Source organism: Rouxiella aceris (genome assembly GCF_012933545.1).
Classification (GTDB): Bacteria; Pseudomonadota; Gammaproteobacteria; order Enterobacterales; family Enterobacteriaceae; genus Rouxiella; species Rouxiella aceris.
In genome coordinates this window covers 351,080-365,751 of record NZ_JAADJU010000002.1, presented here as the reverse complement: position 1 = coordinate 365,751, position 14,672 = coordinate 351,080, and the positions used below count along the sequence as shown (strand labels likewise).

Annotated in this window: 15 protein-coding genes; 9 read left to right on the top strand and 6 right to left on the bottom strand. The window is 52.7% G+C overall.

Annotated features, from left to right (window positions below):
- Nucleotides 1-16: 16 nt before the first annotated feature.
- The 9 genes from rsfS (at nucleotide 17) to lipA (ending at nucleotide 9,134) form a co-directional block, all read left to right on the top strand.
- Entirely contained in the window at nucleotides 17-334 is a 318-nt protein-coding gene (gene rsfS, locus GW590_RS05235; protein WP_169401952.1) for a ribosome silencing factor, read from the top strand.
- 3 nt (nucleotides 335-337) lie between these two features.
- A complete protein-coding gene (gene rlmH / locus GW590_RS05230; RefSeq protein WP_169401951.1) occupies nucleotides 338-808 on the top strand; it encodes a 23S rRNA (pseudouridine(1915)-N(3))-methyltransferase RlmH in 471 nt (156 codons plus the stop codon).
- Nucleotides 809-850: 42 nt separating this feature from the next.
- Nucleotides 851-2,755 carry a peptidoglycan DD-transpeptidase MrdA gene (gene mrdA / locus GW590_RS05225; RefSeq protein ID WP_169401950.1) on the top strand — a complete coding sequence of 635 codons (1,905 nt, stop codon included), beginning with the start codon at nucleotides 851-853 and terminating at the stop codon, nucleotides 2,753-2,755.
- Between the two features lie 6 nt (nucleotides 2,756-2,761).
- Nucleotides 2,762-3,874 (top strand): peptidoglycan glycosyltransferase MrdB, encoded by a 1,113-nt coding sequence (gene mrdB / locus GW590_RS05220; RefSeq protein ID WP_169401949.1) that lies wholly within the window; start codon nucleotides 2,762-2,764, stop codon nucleotides 3,872-3,874.
- Between the two features lie 9 nt (nucleotides 3,875-3,883).
- Nucleotides 3,884-5,116, top strand: a complete 1,233-nt coding sequence (gene rlpA, locus GW590_RS05215) for an endolytic peptidoglycan transglycosylase RlpA (protein ID WP_169401948.1) — start codon at nucleotides 3,884-3,886, stop codon at nucleotides 5,114-5,116.
- A gap of 173 nt (nucleotides 5,117-5,289) precedes the next feature.
- Nucleotides 5,290-6,501 carry a D-alanyl-D-alanine carboxypeptidase DacA gene (dacA, locus tag GW590_RS05210; RefSeq protein WP_169401947.1) on the top strand — a complete coding sequence of 404 codons (1,212 nt, stop codon included), beginning with the start codon at nucleotides 5,290-5,292 and terminating at the stop codon, nucleotides 6,499-6,501.
- Nucleotides 6,502-6,815: 314 nt separating this feature from the next.
- Nucleotides 6,816-7,079 (top strand): DUF493 family protein YbeD, encoded by a 264-nt coding sequence (gene ybeD, locus GW590_RS05205; RefSeq protein ID WP_169401946.1) that lies wholly within the window; start codon nucleotides 6,816-6,818, stop codon nucleotides 7,077-7,079.
- Between the two features lie 69 nt (nucleotides 7,080-7,148).
- Nucleotides 7,149-7,853 carry a lipoyl(octanoyl) transferase LipB gene (gene lipB, locus GW590_RS05200; protein WP_169401945.1) on the top strand — a complete coding sequence of 235 codons (705 nt, stop codon included), beginning with the start codon at nucleotides 7,149-7,151 and terminating at the stop codon, nucleotides 7,851-7,853.
- Between the two features lie 315 nt (nucleotides 7,854-8,168).
- Nucleotides 8,169-9,134, top strand: a complete 966-nt coding sequence (gene lipA / locus GW590_RS05195; RefSeq protein WP_169401944.1) for a lipoyl synthase — start codon at nucleotides 8,169-8,171, stop codon at nucleotides 9,132-9,134.
- A gap of 116 nt (nucleotides 9,135-9,250) precedes the next feature.
- Here lipA and tatE read toward each other — a convergent pair whose 3' ends face one another.
- The 6 genes from tatE to GW590_RS05165 form a co-directional block, all read right to left on the bottom strand.
- Nucleotides 9,251-9,448, bottom strand: coding sequence for a twin-arginine translocase subunit TatE (tatE, locus tag GW590_RS05190; RefSeq protein WP_169401943.1), 198 nt, complete (start codon nucleotides 9,446-9,448; stop codon nucleotides 9,251-9,253).
- Between the two features lie 496 nt (nucleotides 9,449-9,944).
- Nucleotides 9,945-10,730 carry an amino acid ABC transporter ATP-binding protein gene (locus GW590_RS05185; protein ID WP_169401942.1) on the bottom strand — a complete coding sequence of 262 codons (786 nt, stop codon included), beginning with the start codon at nucleotides 10,728-10,730 and terminating at the stop codon, nucleotides 9,945-9,947.
- The gene (locus GW590_RS05180) at nucleotides 10,727-11,710 is read right to left on the bottom strand and encodes an amino acid ABC transporter permease (RefSeq protein WP_169401941.1); all 984 of its coding nucleotides are present in this window, start codon (nucleotides 11,708-11,710) and stop codon (nucleotides 10,727-10,729) included. The genes GW590_RS05185 and GW590_RS05180 overlap by 4 nt, the downstream gene beginning before the upstream one ends.
- Nucleotides 11,707-12,603, bottom strand: coding sequence for an ABC transporter substrate-binding protein (locus GW590_RS05175; RefSeq protein ID WP_169401940.1), 897 nt, complete (start codon nucleotides 12,601-12,603; stop codon nucleotides 11,707-11,709). The genes GW590_RS05180 and GW590_RS05175 overlap by 4 nt, the downstream gene beginning before the upstream one ends.
- 260 nt (nucleotides 12,604-12,863) lie before the next feature.
- Nucleotides 12,864-13,652 (bottom strand): deaminated glutathione amidase, encoded by a 789-nt coding sequence (locus GW590_RS05170; RefSeq protein ID WP_169401939.1) that lies wholly within the window; start codon nucleotides 13,650-13,652, stop codon nucleotides 12,864-12,866.
- Nucleotides 13,653-13,684: 32 nt separating this feature from the next.
- Complete coding sequence (locus GW590_RS05165; protein WP_169402127.1) at nucleotides 13,685-14,641, bottom strand: nitrate ABC transporter substrate-binding protein; 957 nt, start codon at nucleotides 14,639-14,641, stop codon at nucleotides 13,685-13,687.
- Between the last annotated feature and the right edge of the window lie 31 nt (nucleotides 14,642-14,672).

Sequence of the window (14,672 nt, the reverse complement as noted above, 5' to 3'; positions counted from 1 at the left end):
TCCCCAGGGGGAACCTTTGCAAGGTAAAGCGCTCCAAGAATTTGTTATCGATAAAGTCGATGACCTTAAAGCTCAAGACATCATTGCTATCGATGTTGTGGGTAAATCCAGTATCACTGACTGCATGATTATCTGCACCGGCACGTCCAGCCGTCACGTGGTTTCCATTGCCGGTCATCTGGTTGAAGAAGTAAAAGCCGCAGGTCTCGATGCCATGGGTGTGAAAGGCATTAACGAAGCTGACTGGGTGGTGGTTGACCTCGGTGAGGTGATCGTTCACGTTATGCAGGCAGAAAGCCGTCAGCTCTACGAACTTGAGAAGCTTTGGGGTTAATTCGTGAAACTGCAACTCGTCGCCGTAGGCACCAGAATGCCCGATTGGGTGCAGACCGGCTTCACGGATTATCTTCGCCGTTTTCCCAAAGACATGCCATTTGAGTTGATCGAAGTCCCCGCGGGTAAGCGCGGGAAAAACGCCGATATCAAACGTATTCTTGAAAGAGAAGGCGAACAAATGCTGTCAGTGGTTGGAAAAGGCAATCGTATTGTTACGTTGGATATTCCAGGTACCCCCTGGGAGACGCCACAGTTGGCCCAACAGCTCGAACGCTGGAAGCAGGATGGCAGAGATGTCAGCTTGCTGATAGGCGGTCCTGAAGGGCTGGCACCAGCATGTAAAGAGGCTGCGGTTCAGAGCTGGTCGCTCTCGCCGCTGACGCTGCCCCACCCTTTGGTTCGGGTTCTGGTCGCCGAAAGCCTTTATCGTGCCTGGAGTATTACCACTAATCATCCGTACCATCGCGAGTAATCGGTTGGTCAATATCAGCAGCACTGTGAATTAAGTAGTGGGATGAAAATAGATCGTAACCCCTTTCGCGACTATACGGCTGAATCAGCCCTGTTTGTGCGCCGTGCACTGGTGGCGTTTATTGGTATTGTGCTGCTCAGTGGCATACTGGGTTACAATCTCTACACACTGCAGGTGGTGCGTTTTCAGGATTATCAAACGCGATCCAATGATAACCGCATCAAGCTGATCCCTATCGCGCCAAGTCGCGGGATCATCTATGACCGCAACGGTACGCCGCTGGCGCTTAACCGCACCATCTATCAGCTCGAGATGATGCCGGAAAAAGTCGACAACGTTAAAGCCACGCTTAATGCGCTGATCCCCATTGCCGATCTGACCCCGGAAGATCTCGATAACTTTCAAAAAGAACGCAAACGTGCGCGCCGCTTTACGTCTATTGCCATTAAAGTTGGCCTGACGGAAGTGCAGGTGGCGCGTTTTGCCGTTAACCAGTTCAATTTCCCCGGCGTTGAAGTCAAAGGCTATCAGCGCCGCTACTATCCCTATGGGTCGGCCTTGACCCACGTCATCGGTTATGTTTCAAAAATTAACGATCGTGACGTTGAAAGGCTGGATAAAGACGGTATCCTCGCTAACTATGCCGCCACGCACGATATCGGCAAGCTGGGTATCGAACGCTATTACGAAGACACCTTGCATGGCAAAACCGGCTATGCCGAGGTAGAAGTCAACAACCGTGGTCGCGTGATCCGCCAGTTGCATGAAGAACCGCCGCAAGCCGGGAAAGATGTGACGCTAACGCTGGATCTGCCGCTGCAAATGTATATTGAAGAGCTGCTTAGCGGCAGCCGCGCCGCCGTGGTGGTCACCGATCCGCGCGACGGCAGCATTCGGGCGCTGGTCTCTAACCCGAGCTACGATCCGAACCTGTTTGTCGACGGTATTTCCAGCAAGGACTACAACACCTTGCTCAACGATCCCGACCGACCATTGATTAACCGTGCCACCCAGGGTGTCTATCCCCCGGCGTCCACGGTGAAACCTTATATCGCCGTGTCATCGTTAACCGCCGGGGTTATTAACCGCAATACCTCGCTGTTTGACCCGGGCTGGTGGCAACTTCCCGGCTCCGACAAACGTTTTCGCGACTGGAAACACTGGGGTCACGGCCGCTTGACCGTCACCAAAGCGCTGGAAGAGTCCGCCGATACCTTTTTCTATCAGGTGGCCTACGATATGGGGATTGACCGCTTGTCTGAATGGATGAGCAAATTTGGCTACGGCCAATATACCGGTATCGACTTGTCGGAAGAGCGTAACGGTAATATGCCGACTCGCGACTGGAAGATGAAGCGCTTTAAAAAGCCCTGGTACCAGGGTGACACCATTCCGGTCGGTATCGGCCAGGGTTACTGGACCGCAACGCCCATTCAGAATATGAAGGCGCTGACGACGCTGATTAACGACGGTAAGGTCAAAACGCCGCACCTGTTGCTGCATACCCAGGAAGGCAATATCAAAGTACCTTATCAGCAAAAGGAAGATACCCAGATTGGCGATATCCATTCCGGATATTGGGAACTGGCTAAAGACGGTATGTTCGGCGTGGCCAATCGCCCCAACGGTACCGCCCGCAAATTTTTTATGGATGCACCGTACAAAGCGGCGGCAAAATCCGGTACGGCACAGGTTTATGGTCTGAAAGCCAACGAAACCTATAACGCGCATAAAATCGCCGAGCGCCTGCGTGACCATAAGCTAATGAATGCTTTTGCGCCTTATGACAACCCGACGGTTGCCGTAAACGTGGTGCTAGAAAACGGCGGTATAGGGCCGGCAGTCGGGACCATTACCCGACAGATCCTCGACCATATTTTATTGGGCGATAATACGACTAAATTACCGGACGAAGCCCCTGCTCCGCCTGGAATCGAAGGTGATTAATCAACAATGACTGAAAGCCAACAAAAAGGGTCGCTGTGGTCCAAACTGCACATCGACGTCACGCTGCTGCTTATCGTTTTGGCCCTGCTGGCCTATAGCGCCTTTGTTATCTGGAGCGCCAGCGGTCAGGACATCGGCATGATGGAGCGTAAAATCGGACAGATTATTGGCGGGTTGATCATTATGCTGGTCATGGCTCAGGTACCGCCGCGCGTGTATGAAAGCTGGGCACCCTACCTGTATGTCTTTTGCCTGTTCCTGCTGGTACTGGTCGACGCCTTTGGTCAGGTAAGTAAAGGCGCACAGCGCTGGCTCGATCTCGGTGTAGTGCGATTTCAACCCTCGGAACTGGCCAAAATTGCCGTGCCGCTGATGGTAGCGCGCTTTATCAACCGCGATATTTGTCCACCGTCATTGAAAAATACCGCCATTGCGCTGGTGATGATCTTTGTGCCAACGCTGCTGGTCGCCGCGCAGCCGGACCTCGGCACCGCCATTTTGATTGCTGCTTCCGGTATCTTTGTGTTGTTTCTGTCGGGCATGAGCTGGAAGCTGATCGCCTGCGCGGCGATCCTGGTCGCCGCCTTTATCCCGATACTGTGGTTCTTTCTGATGCATGATTATCAGCGCGACCGAGTGATGATGCTGCTTAATCCGGAAAGCGATCCGCTGGGTGCCGGGTATCATATTATTCAGTCAAAAATCGCCATTGGTTCCGGCGGTTTTGCCGGTAAAGGCTGGCTGCACGGAACCCAGTCGCAGCTTGAGTTTCTACCCGAACGCCATACCGACTTTATTTTTGCCGTACTGGCCGAAGAGCTTGGCTTGGCGGGCGTTTTGGTGTTATTGGGACTTTACTTATGCCTGATCACCCGCGGTCTGGTGATTGCCGCCAAGGCTCAGACCACCTTTGGTCGAGTGATGGCGGGAGGGTTAATGTTGATATTCTTTGTTTATGTCTTTGTTAACATTGGCATGGTGAGTGGTATAGTCCCGGTGGTTGGGGTACCTTTGCCCCTGGTTAGTTATGGTGGGTCAGCACTGATTGTGTTGATGGCTGGGTTTGGTATCGTCATGTCGATACATACTCATCGAAAAATGTTATCGAAAAACTTATAGGGGTGAGCAATGCGTAAGGAGTGGATAGGGGCGATTATCGCCGGGCTGCTGTTGAGTGCCTGTAGTTCATCAGACAACCAGCCACAGCAGCAAGCTCCACAGCCCGCCTATAATGGGCCGGTCGTCGAGATTAGTGGGGCAGATCCGGTGTATGAACCTTACAACACCCGCGCCAACCAGGATTACAGTGCCAACGGTGATAACTATAAAATCATCAAAGATGCCACCAACTTTACGCAAAAAGGGATGGCCACCTGGTACGGTAATGAGAGCGGCACCAACGTCACCGCCAGCGGTGAAACCTTTGATCCGACAGCAATGACCGCCGCACACCCGACTCTGCCGATCCCGAGCTATGTTCGCGTTACCAACCTGGCCAATGGCCGCATGTTAGTAGTGCGTATCAACGATCGCGGTCCTTATGAATCAGGCAAGATTATCGATCTGTCGAAAGCGGCGTTTGAACGGTTAAACCTGACCAACAGCACCAAGGTTAAACTGGATATTATCAACGTTGCTCCTGACGGCACGCTATCCGGTCCCGGCACCATTGGTACCACGGTAGCCAAACAGTCCTATGCCCTGCCATCGCGCCCGACTCTCGGTTCCAGCGATATGGGCACGCCAATGCAGGCCCCGGCCTCAATGCCGGTGAATGGCGCCGCGGTCAAGCCAATCGATAACAGTACGCTCAGCGTGCCTAATAACACCCCATCCAGCTTCGATCACAATCTTGACAGCAATGACAGCAATGTCAGTAATGGCAATAATGTGAGCTCTGATAACAACGCCAGTAATGGCAGCATGGGCGCTGGTGGTGGTGGCGGTTTTTTACAGGCTTCCAAACCGGTGCCTGCACGACTGCTTGAAAGCAACGAACCTGTCGCACCAGCGGTTGTTGCCCCGGTGATGGCACCAACGCCCGTCCACACTGCGCGGGCCGCAGCGGCCCCTGTTGCCGCCGCACCGGTAGTGGTAGCCCCTGGCGTTCGTCAGACATCGTCTGCCGCGGGGGGGTATATGGTACAGGTGGGCGCATTGGGCAATCCGCAAAATGCCCAGTTGTGGCAAAAAACCCTTAGTCAGCGCTTTGCTGTTCCGGGAAAAGTGCAAACCAGCGGCAATATGTACCGCGTACAGTTAGGGCCATTTAGCAGCCGCCAGCAGGCAGCTAAACTGCAACAACGTCTGGCCAGCGAAGCGAAACAGCAATCCTTTGTGGTTTCTGCCTCTTCGCTGTAATGGACGATGCCAGGGATCGATGGGTATAGAGCGTTAAGGACGACGCGTATTTCCAGCTGTAAAAATAAGTAAATGCCGGCAAGCCACAGTATTGACGGATGTCTGACCGGGTCAGTTCTGCTATAGTGTGGCACGTTTTTTAATTTACCTTTACGGATGTTGTTGTCTCAATCATGAAATCAGTTACTCCTTCTCGTTTCGTCAAGGGCATTGCACTTGGCACCGTTATGACTTTAAGTGCAGCGTCTGCCGCTTTCGCCGACGATGTAAATCTGAAAACGATGATCCCTGGCGTTCCGCAAATTGATGCTGAAGCCTATATTCTGATTGATTACAACTCGGGTAAAGTGCTCGCTGAAATGAACGCCGATGCGCGTCGCGATCCGGCCAGTCTGACCAAAATGATGACCAGCTATGTGATTGGCCAAGCGATCAAGTCAGGCAAAATCACCCCCACCGATATGGTTTCCGTAGGTAAAGATGCCTGGGCCACCGGCAACCCGGTATTCCAGGGCTCGTCGCTGATGTTCCTGAAACCGGGCGATCGCGTAGCGGTTTCCGAATTGAATCGCGGGATTATCCTGCAATCAGGTAACGATGCTTGTGTGGCCATGGCCGACTATGTCGCCGGTAGCCAGGACGCCTTTGTCAGCCTGATGAACAACTACGTTAATGCACTGGGTCTGAAAAATACCCACTTTGGTACCGTGCATGGCCTCGATGCCGAAGGGCAATATAGCTCGGCGCGCGATATGGCGCTTATCGGCCAGGCGCTGATCCGTGATGTTCCGGAAGAGTACGCCACCTACCGCGAAAAAGAGTTCACCTTCAATAATATCCGCCAGATGAACCGCAACGGCCTGCTGTGGGATTCCAGCCTGCAGGTTGACGGTATCAAAACCGGCCATACTGACGCTGCGGGATACAACCTGGTGGCGTCCGCGACCGAAGGCCCAATGCGCCTGATCTCCACGGTAATGGGGGGTCATACCTATAAAGGCCGTGAAGTAGAAAGCAAAAAATTACTGACCTGGGGCTTCCGTTTCTTTGAAACCGTAGCGCCATTGAAAGCAGGCAAAGAGTTTGCTTCTGAACCGGTCTGGTTCGGTAATAGCGATCGCGTCGAGCTGGGCGTAGATAAAGACGCCTTTCTCACCATCCCACGCGGCCGTATGAAAGATCTGAAAGCCAGCTATGTCCTCGACAATAGCGAGCTGCATGCACCACTGCAAAAAAATCAGGTGGTTGGCAGCATCAACTTCCAGCTTGATGGTAAAACCATCGATCAACGCCCGCTGGTAGTATTAAACGAAGTTAAAGAAGGCGGTTTCCTTGGCCGCATCGTGGATTACATCAAGCTGATGTTCCACCACTGGTTTGGCTAAGCCAGCCCGCAAGATTACGGCAATATCGCCTGCGGGGCTTGAAAAGCGCAGGCTTTAACTCCATATATTTGCGATATCAATCTACTCCCGCTGCGGCGGGAGTTATACTTAGTAGAATCCAGTCCAGCCATAGCCTTTACGTTGTCGCTATTGAGGCAACCGAGAAGACAAACTCAGAAGATTTTATGCAGCAGCAAGGCATCCTCTATGGGGAAAGGCCAGCAATATTGAATGATACCGCCAGGCAACGGCAAGCTGAATGATGATGAGTACAATGGTCAGATAACCTAATCAGTCACCACGCGGGAGTGCCCATGAAAACCAAACTTAACGAACTGCTCGAATTTCCCTGTACCTTCACCTATAAAGTGATGGGTCTGGCGCATCCCGAGTTGGTTGACCAGGTGGTGGAAGTCGTGCAACGCCACGCCCCCGGCGATTACAACCCCAAGGTCAAGCCAAGCAGCAAAGGTAATTATCACTCGGTGTCTATTACCATCACTGCCACGCATATCGATCAGGTAGAAACCCTGTACGACGAGCTGGGTAATATCGAAATTGTGCGTATGGTGCTGTAATTCCCAAGCGTCAGCAGAGATCGGCGTAATCTTCCGCTATTACGCCGTTCGTCGGCCCCTTTCTCTTCAATGAAGATAACTGCCGTGCAACAAGAAAAACTGCAAGAACGTATTACCCTGCGCCAACTTGGCCTGCAAGAGTACGACCCCGTCTCCCGTGCCATGCACGACTTTACCGATCGGCGCAGTGCCGAGACTCAGGATGAAATCTGGCTGGTCCAGCACCCCAAAGTCTTTACTCAAGGCCAGGCGGGTAAAGCGGAGCATCTGCTTTTTCCTGGAGATATTCCGGTGATCCAAAGCGACCGCGGCGGACAGGTGACCTATCACGGACCCGGTCAGCAGGTAATGTATGTGATGATCGATATCAAGCGCAGAAAAATCGGCGTTCGCCAACTCGTCACCGCGCTGGAGCAAACCGTGGTGGAAACCTTGGCCCATTTTGCTATTGAGGCCTATCCACGCGCCGATGCCCCAGGGGTCTATGTCGATGGCAAAAAAATTTGCTCACTCGGCCTGCGCATTCGTAAAGGCTGCTCATTACACGGCCTGGCGTTAAATATTGATATGGATTTAGAACCCTTCCAGCGCATCAATCCCTGCGGATATGCCGGTTTGCAGATGACCCAGGTCAGCCAGCAAAAACCGGGTATCACCCTGGATAACGTCATGCCGATATTGGTTAAAGCCTTTATTAAACAGCTTGATTATCGGCAGGTGGATTATCAACCCTGGCAGCCAGAAGACTATATATTGCCTGCTGTCAGCCAATAGCACGCATAAGCAAAGAATTTACATCCAGGCAACATAGCAAAAGGTCGGATTACCTGGCACGGCAGAGTAATAAAAATAATTTTATTATCATAAGGTTAAAAAAAATTAATCACTACCAGCCCGGTGTTTCTTTGTTCCGGGTGGTAACATAATCGACAATTATCTGCCGTTATCAATGTTTGAGGGGCTGAATGCGATAGCGCTTCAATGATATAATTTCTGCATAATTTCTATTTTTTTTGATGAAGCAGCTAGTTCATTGAATCTCATAAAAAATCTCGCCCGGCGAGAGACGATACTGGAACCTGCAAGATTATGAGTAAACCGATCCAAATGGAACGCGGCGTCAAATATCGCGATGCTGATAAAATGGCGTTAATCCCGGTGAAAACTGTGGTAACTGAACGGCAGGAAATGTTGCGTAAGCCGGCATGGATGAAAATCAAGCTACCGGCCGACTCGTCGCGCATTCAGGGCATTAAAGCTGCCATGCGCAAAAATGGCCTGCACTCGGTGTGCGAAGAAGCCTCCTGCCCTAACCTGTCAGAATGTTTCAACCACGGTACGGCGACCTTTATGATCCTCGGTGCCATCTGTACCCGTCGCTGCCCGTTCTGCGACGTGGCTCATGGCCGCCCGGTGGTGCCGGACAGCAATGAACCCGAGAAGCTGGCACAAACCATTGCCGATATGGCACTGCGCTATGTGGTGATCACCTCGGTTGACCGCGACGATCTGCGTGATGGCGGCGCACAACACTTTGCCGACTGCATCACGGCGATTCGTGAAAAAAGCCCGGCGATCAAGATCGAAACGCTGGTGCCGGACTTCCGTGGCCGTATGGATCGCGCACTGGAGATCCTCAGCGCAACGCCGCCGGACGTATTTAACCATAATCTGGAAAATGTGCCGCGCATCTATCGCCAGGTACGTCCGGGCGCAAATTACGAATGGTCGCTGAAACTGCTGGAACGCTTTAAAGAAGCCCATCCAGAGATCCCAACCAAATCCGGCCTGATGGTGGGATTGGGTGAAACCAATGCCGAGATCATCGAAGTAATGCGCGACCTGCGTCGTCACGGGGTAACCATGCTGACCCTGGGGCAATACTTGCAGCCAAGCCGCCACCATTTACCGGTGCAACGCTATGTCAGCCCGGAAGAGTTTGATGAAATGAAAGAAGAAGCCCTGGCGATGGGCTTTACCCATGCCGCCTGTGGTCCTTTTGTTCGCTCCTCTTACCATGCCGACCTGCAGGCAAAAGGTATTGAAGTCAAATAATCGTACTGGCCCAGGGGGCGGGATAGCTGTCCCCTCATTAGCTGCCAGAGCGCAATAAAAAACGGCTGCCTGATTTCAGGTAGCCGTTTTTTTACACCCTTGCGAGCCGTAACGCGTTAGTCTTTATGTTCTACGCGTGGTTCTACAGGTTGTGCATCAGTTTTGGCAGCAGGTGCGGCGTCGTCATTCATGGCTTTTTTAAAGCCTTTCAGCGCTGCACCCAGATCTCCGCCAAGTGAACGAAGTTTGCTGGTACCGAAAAGCAGCACAATCAGCACGCCGACAACCAATAGTTTAGTAACACTTATTTCCATAGATACCTTCTTTACACTGATTGCTGAATTATACAGCGGAGAAAAATTGTCGCGTTTGACGACCTGAATGCATTGACCCACAGTAACGACTTTTACAGGTTCATTGAATGCGCGAAGCCAGGTTAAATGTAACAAAATGGGTCAGCGCCACAGCTTGCTGTACGTATTCTAACCATACTCGCCATTATGAGCCTCTGCGGCTGCGCGATAAAGCATTTCTTTGTTTTATTACTTCTACGCCGATTTCTCTACGCATAACGTGAGCGTTACGCGCTTCTCTGTTTTGCTGATATGCAGCAATCGGCAGTCGTTGCTCAAGAGGGGTGAAACGGAAATCATGCCGTCATTATACGCCCACCAGCGGTAGTGAGACAAACCTTGCGTGCTGGCTTTAACATATATTCAACATCACCCAATAAAAAGGGTGAACCTGGATAAAAAGGCTGACCTTTAGGGTCATTTATCCAGGCCCACCCTGCGGTTTAAACACGGTGAGTTAAATAAAACGGCTGAGGAAAGCCTGGAAACGCGGATGCTGCGGGTTGACCAGCACGCGATCGGCCGGTCCCTCTTCGATCACATAACCGCCATCCATAAAGATCACCCGGTCGGCAGCCTCACGAGCAAAGCCAATTTCGTGGGTCACGACAATCATGGTCAAGCCCTGATCGGCAAGACTGCGCATGGTGGCCAGCACTTCCCCCACCAGCTCGGGGTCAAGGGCCGAGGTCGGTTCATCAAACAGCATCAGTTTCGGCTTGATGGCCAACGCACGGGCAATGGCCACGCGCTGCTGCTGACCACCGGAAAGGTGACGCGGATAGGCGTCGGCTTTATCGCTCAGCCCCACTTTCTCCAGCAATTCACGGGCATAGGCTTCGGCTTCATGACGGCTTTGCTTATGCACGCCAATAGGGGCTTCAACAATATTTTGCAATACAGTCATATGCGGGTAGAGATTAAACTGCTGAAACACCATACCAATATCCCGGCGCTGGCGGGCAATACCGCGTTCGGACAGTTTGCGCAGATGATTGCCGTGCAGTTCATAGCCTATCTGCTCACCGGCGACCATAATGGTGCCGCGATCGATATCTTCCAGATGGTTGATACAGCGCAGAAAAGTAGACTTGCCGGACCCCGAAGGCCCAAGGATCACCACCACTTCACTGGGATTGACATCCAGATCGATACCTTTCAGCACTTCGTTATCGCCATAACTCTTATGCACGTTACGGGCGCTAACCAGTGGCAGCGACACAGCCGCTGGGCTAAGACTCATAAGTCCTCCTTTCGAGCAAGGCCAGGTTGGTTAATTACCGGAATGGCTTTCTCTTCACCGTTCGACTGACGGCGTTTAACCGCCACGGTGCGACGCGTGCCTTTCGAGTAGTAACGTTCAATCGCCGACTGCCCGAGGTTCAATACCGAGGTGATCAACAGGTACCAGATCACCGCCACCATCAGCATCGGCACCACTTCAAAAGTACGATTATAAATCGTCTGTACCGAGTACAGCAGATCGCCCATGGCAATCACGCTGACCAGGGAGGTGGCTTTGATCATGCTGATCAATTGGTTACCGGTTGGCGGAATAATGGAACGCATCGCCTGAGGAATAATAATCCGTCGCAGTGCCCGTCCCCGACTCATGCCAAATGCCTGAGCGGTTTCTGCCTGGCCGTTATCCACCGACAGCAGCCCGGCACGGATGATCTCGGCCATATAGGCCGCCTCATTCAGCGCCAGACCGGCAATAGCGGCAGTCAACGGCGTGATCAGATCGTTGGTATTCCAGCTGGCAAAGGTCGGGCCGATAAACGGCAGGCCCAGGGCCACATGCGGAAACAGCGTCGACATGTTGTACCAGAACAGCAGTTGCACCAGCAGCGGCGTACCGCGGAAAAACCAGACATACAGGCCGGATAGACGACGCAGCAACAGGCTCTCGGACAGACGGCCTACCGCCAGCAGTAAACCAAGCAGCGTGCCAAGCAGCATGGAGATCACTGTCAGGCCGAGGGTTACCCCCAGGCCGCGGATCACCGTCGCTTCGGTAAACCACTTGGCGACGACGTGCCACTCAAAGTTCGGGTTATGGGCGACGCTGAGGATCACATCTGCGGCAATAATCAACACGACGATCCAGGAAACCCAACGCCCGTAATTGCGCGGCGCCTGTGCAAACTCAACGTTACGTCGTGGATCTTGCGTATAGTCGTCCTGGTCTACCGGCTTGGAACTATACGTTTTCTCAATCATTTAGTCGGTTTTCCCAAGTTGATCCCAGGAGCTGGCAGCATGTTGCCTTCCAGGCCCCATTTTTTCATGATGATGGCATAGGTACCGTTGGTGAACAGTTCCTGATACGCCGCCAGCACCACCTTGCCGATTTCAGAATCTTTCGGTACGACCGTACCCTGGAAGATATCGTTAAAACCGTTGGATTTCCCGGCACCCGCCAGCGTCAGCTGACCATTAGACTGCTGGATAAAATAAGAGAGGGGCGCCTGAGAAGAGAAGAAGGCATCGGAACGTTTGGAACGCACGGCCAGGATCGAGGTTGGCTGGTCGGTAAAGGATTGCACGGTGATCGCCGCTTTGCCCGCTTTGACACAATCCTCAGACTGCTGCTTGATCACTTTCTCTGCCGAGCCCGCCGCCATTACCGCAATGCGTAGACCACAGGTATCCGCCAGGGACTGAATATTATTCGGGTTGCCGTTAGGCACAGCAAAGGCGACGTACTCTTTAACGAAATCGATAAAGTCATTTTTCGCCTGACGCTCCGGGTAATCGCCAATCGGACCGATACCCATCTGATAACGCCCCGAAGAGATCCCGGTCAAAATACCGGACAGACCGCTGACTGAAGCGTGTTCAATTTTCACCCCCAGCAGTTGCCCCATGGAGGTTGACAAGTCAGCACTGGCACCATCTAACGAGTTGGTACCGGTCACGATTTCGTAGGGAGGAAACGAACCGTTGTTTACCGAGGTCATCACCCCCGATTTTTGGATGTCGGCAGGCAATTGGGCATGCAGCGCCGGGTCCATTTTTAGCACCGGAATTGAAACAGTTTCAGCAGCAAAGGCATTGGCAGAAAGTAATGCCGCAGTGAGAACAGCGGCACGACGAAATTGTTTTACCATCATTTTCTGGTTCCTCTGTGTAAAAGTTGGCTTAGGTGTTGTGAATGTTGTAAGTGTTATGTGCTTCTTATAGTTGACACCTTCCCTGGTGTGCTTATGTGTTACTTGGTCTAACACGCCTTGATTTTTTTACCGCCACTTTGGCGCCTGAGTGGTGGCTGTTTGAAAGACGCTCCCTGGTGTTGGTGGCGTTTTTTACTGCTTTAGCGACGAGACCGCGTTAGGTTGACGCGACCACGACGTTTTTTCTTTTCGGCAATCGACTAACGCAATTGCGGGGTATCAAAACAACGGTTTTCCAGCACTGGCAGCACCTTACGGGCGTGGACCAGACGGTCGCGGTCAATGTCGGCAAAGACCAGTGCCGGGGCTTCTGCGGCACGGGCAATGGCCACACCGAGCGGATCCACCACCATGCTGTTACCGATATTACGTTCACCGCACTCGCCGACGGCAACGATATAGCTGGTATTTTCCAGCGCACGGGCGGTGACCAGCACTTCCCAGTGCATCTCTTTCAGCGGGCCTTTCACCCAGGCGGCAGGCAGAACCAATACCTCGGCACCGTCTAATACCAGGCGACGCGCCAGCTCAGGGAAACGCACGTCATAACAGGTCATCAGGCCAATTTTAAAGCCCGCGACCTCGACCAATGGCGGCACTTCAGTACCCGGGGTGACATTTTTCGACTCTTTATTGGCAAAGGCATCGTACAGATGCAGCTTGCGATACTCAGAAATAATTTCGCCATTACGTATTGAAATCAACACGTTCCAGGCACGACCATCGGGTGCTGGCGTATGCACGCTCATCATGGTGGTCAGTTGATTGCCTTTACTGGCGGCCACCAGTTGGCTGACAAAAGGACCATCCAGCGGCTGGGCGGCTTTCAGCACCAAATCGGGATCGGTGATATCGCGCGCCAAAATGCCTTCGGGTAACACCAGCAGATCGGCACCGGCTTGCAGTGACTTGGCCATCAGTGACAGGCAGGTTTCGACATTGGCTTCCCACTCGCGGGAAACAGCAAACTGACCTAATGCGACTTTCATTTTGACTCTCCTACAGTGCTGTTCACTGAAGATTATTTGGCGTAAGCCGGAAATAAGTCCGCCGGCGTCAGGCGTTTGGCGGTGATGCCTTGCACATAAAGCTCGTGGGCAAAATCATCGATCATTTTTTCGTTATGGGCGAAACCGTTGTCATTCCAGGTCACCGGTAAATCCAATACTGTGCGGCGAATATCATCCAGCAACCAAGGGGTGGTATCGGCATATTTGGCGCGCTTATCCATCCACAGCCGGTAAGACTGGTCGATAATATCGCTGAGCGCTGCCGCCAACTCCGGATGCGCGGCGGCGACCTCGGCTTTGATCGCCAGAATATGCATGCCCGGTACATAGCCGACGCGGTTGAAATAGTCGACTTCGGACTGACGGAAATCAGGCTGCAACTGACGGAAACCGGAACCCGGCTTAAAGAAACCGTCAGGCATAAACGGGGTAAATACCGCATCCAGCCAGCCCTCTTGCAGCAACTCCATCATTGGGCGCTCACCGGGGCAGGCTTCGATACGCCCTTCGCGACCAAAGCCATTAAGACGGTCAACAATGGGATGTGCAGCGGTCAGACGGCCTGCGTACCAGTAAGCATCGTCGATGCCTACGCCATCAACCCCCAGCACGGTGCGGGTCCAGGTGTTGCCCGAGTCTTGCCAGCCGGTTAAACCGATACGTTTACCCGCCAGCTCGGAAATTTTGGTCAAGGGGCTGTCAGCACGGGTGATAATGCAACGCTGACGGAAACCGCGCATCAGAAAGTGCGGTACGGCCAACACATCGTTCTCACCGCGAGCACGCCCTTGAGCATAGCGACTAAAGGAAATTTCTGCCGCATCGTAATTATCATTGCTACCCAGATCGCCGACCAAAGTACCTACGCGATCGATTTCAAGATTGAAGCCTTCGGGTTTAATATCGCCCAACGCCAGCGGGGTAAAATAATCCCAGTCCCGCACGGCCAGTCTGATGGTCATCACCACGTTTTTTCCCCTAATGTCTGCCAAATTGCTA

Bases quoted from the DNA above. Each gene is read 5' to 3' on its own strand.
- lipA (WP_169401944.1), top strand. From the start codon at position 8,169: ATGAGTAAACCGATCCAAATGGAACGCGGCGTCAAATATCGCGATGCT.
- GW590_RS05180 (WP_169401941.1), bottom strand. From the start codon at position 11,710: ATGATTGAGAAAACGTATAGTTCCAAGCCGGTAGACCAGGACGACTAT.
- GW590_RS05185 (WP_169401942.1), bottom strand. From the start codon at position 10,730: ATGAGTCTTAGCCCAGCGGCTGTGTCGCTGCCACTGGTTAGCGCCCGT.
- ybeD (WP_169401946.1), top strand. From the start codon at position 6,816: ATGAAAACCAAACTTAACGAACTGCTCGAATTTCCCTGTACCTTCACC.
- tatE (WP_169401943.1), bottom strand. From the start codon at position 9,448: ATGGAAATAAGTGTTACTAAACTATTGGTTGTCGGCGTGCTGATTGTG.
- lipB (WP_169401945.1), top strand. From the start codon at position 7,149: ATGAAGATAACTGCCGTGCAACAAGAAAAACTGCAAGAACGTATTACC.
- mrdA (WP_169401950.1), top strand. From the start codon at position 851: ATGAAAATAGATCGTAACCCCTTTCGCGACTATACGGCTGAATCAGCC.
- GW590_RS05170 (WP_169401939.1), bottom strand. From the start codon at position 13,652: ATGAAAGTCGCATTAGGTCAGTTTGCTGTTTCCCGCGAGTGGGAAGCC.
- dacA (WP_169401947.1), top strand. From the start codon at position 5,290: ATGAAATCAGTTACTCCTTCTCGTTTCGTCAAGGGCATTGCACTTGGC.
- mrdB (WP_169401949.1), top strand. From the start codon at position 2,762: ATGACTGAAAGCCAACAAAAAGGGTCGCTGTGGTCCAAACTGCACATC.
- GW590_RS05175 (WP_169401940.1), bottom strand. From the start codon at position 12,603: ATGATGGTAAAACAATTTCGTCGTGCCGCTGTTCTCACTGCGGCATTA.
- rlpA (WP_169401948.1), top strand. From the start codon at position 3,884: ATGCGTAAGGAGTGGATAGGGGCGATTATCGCCGGGCTGCTGTTGAGT.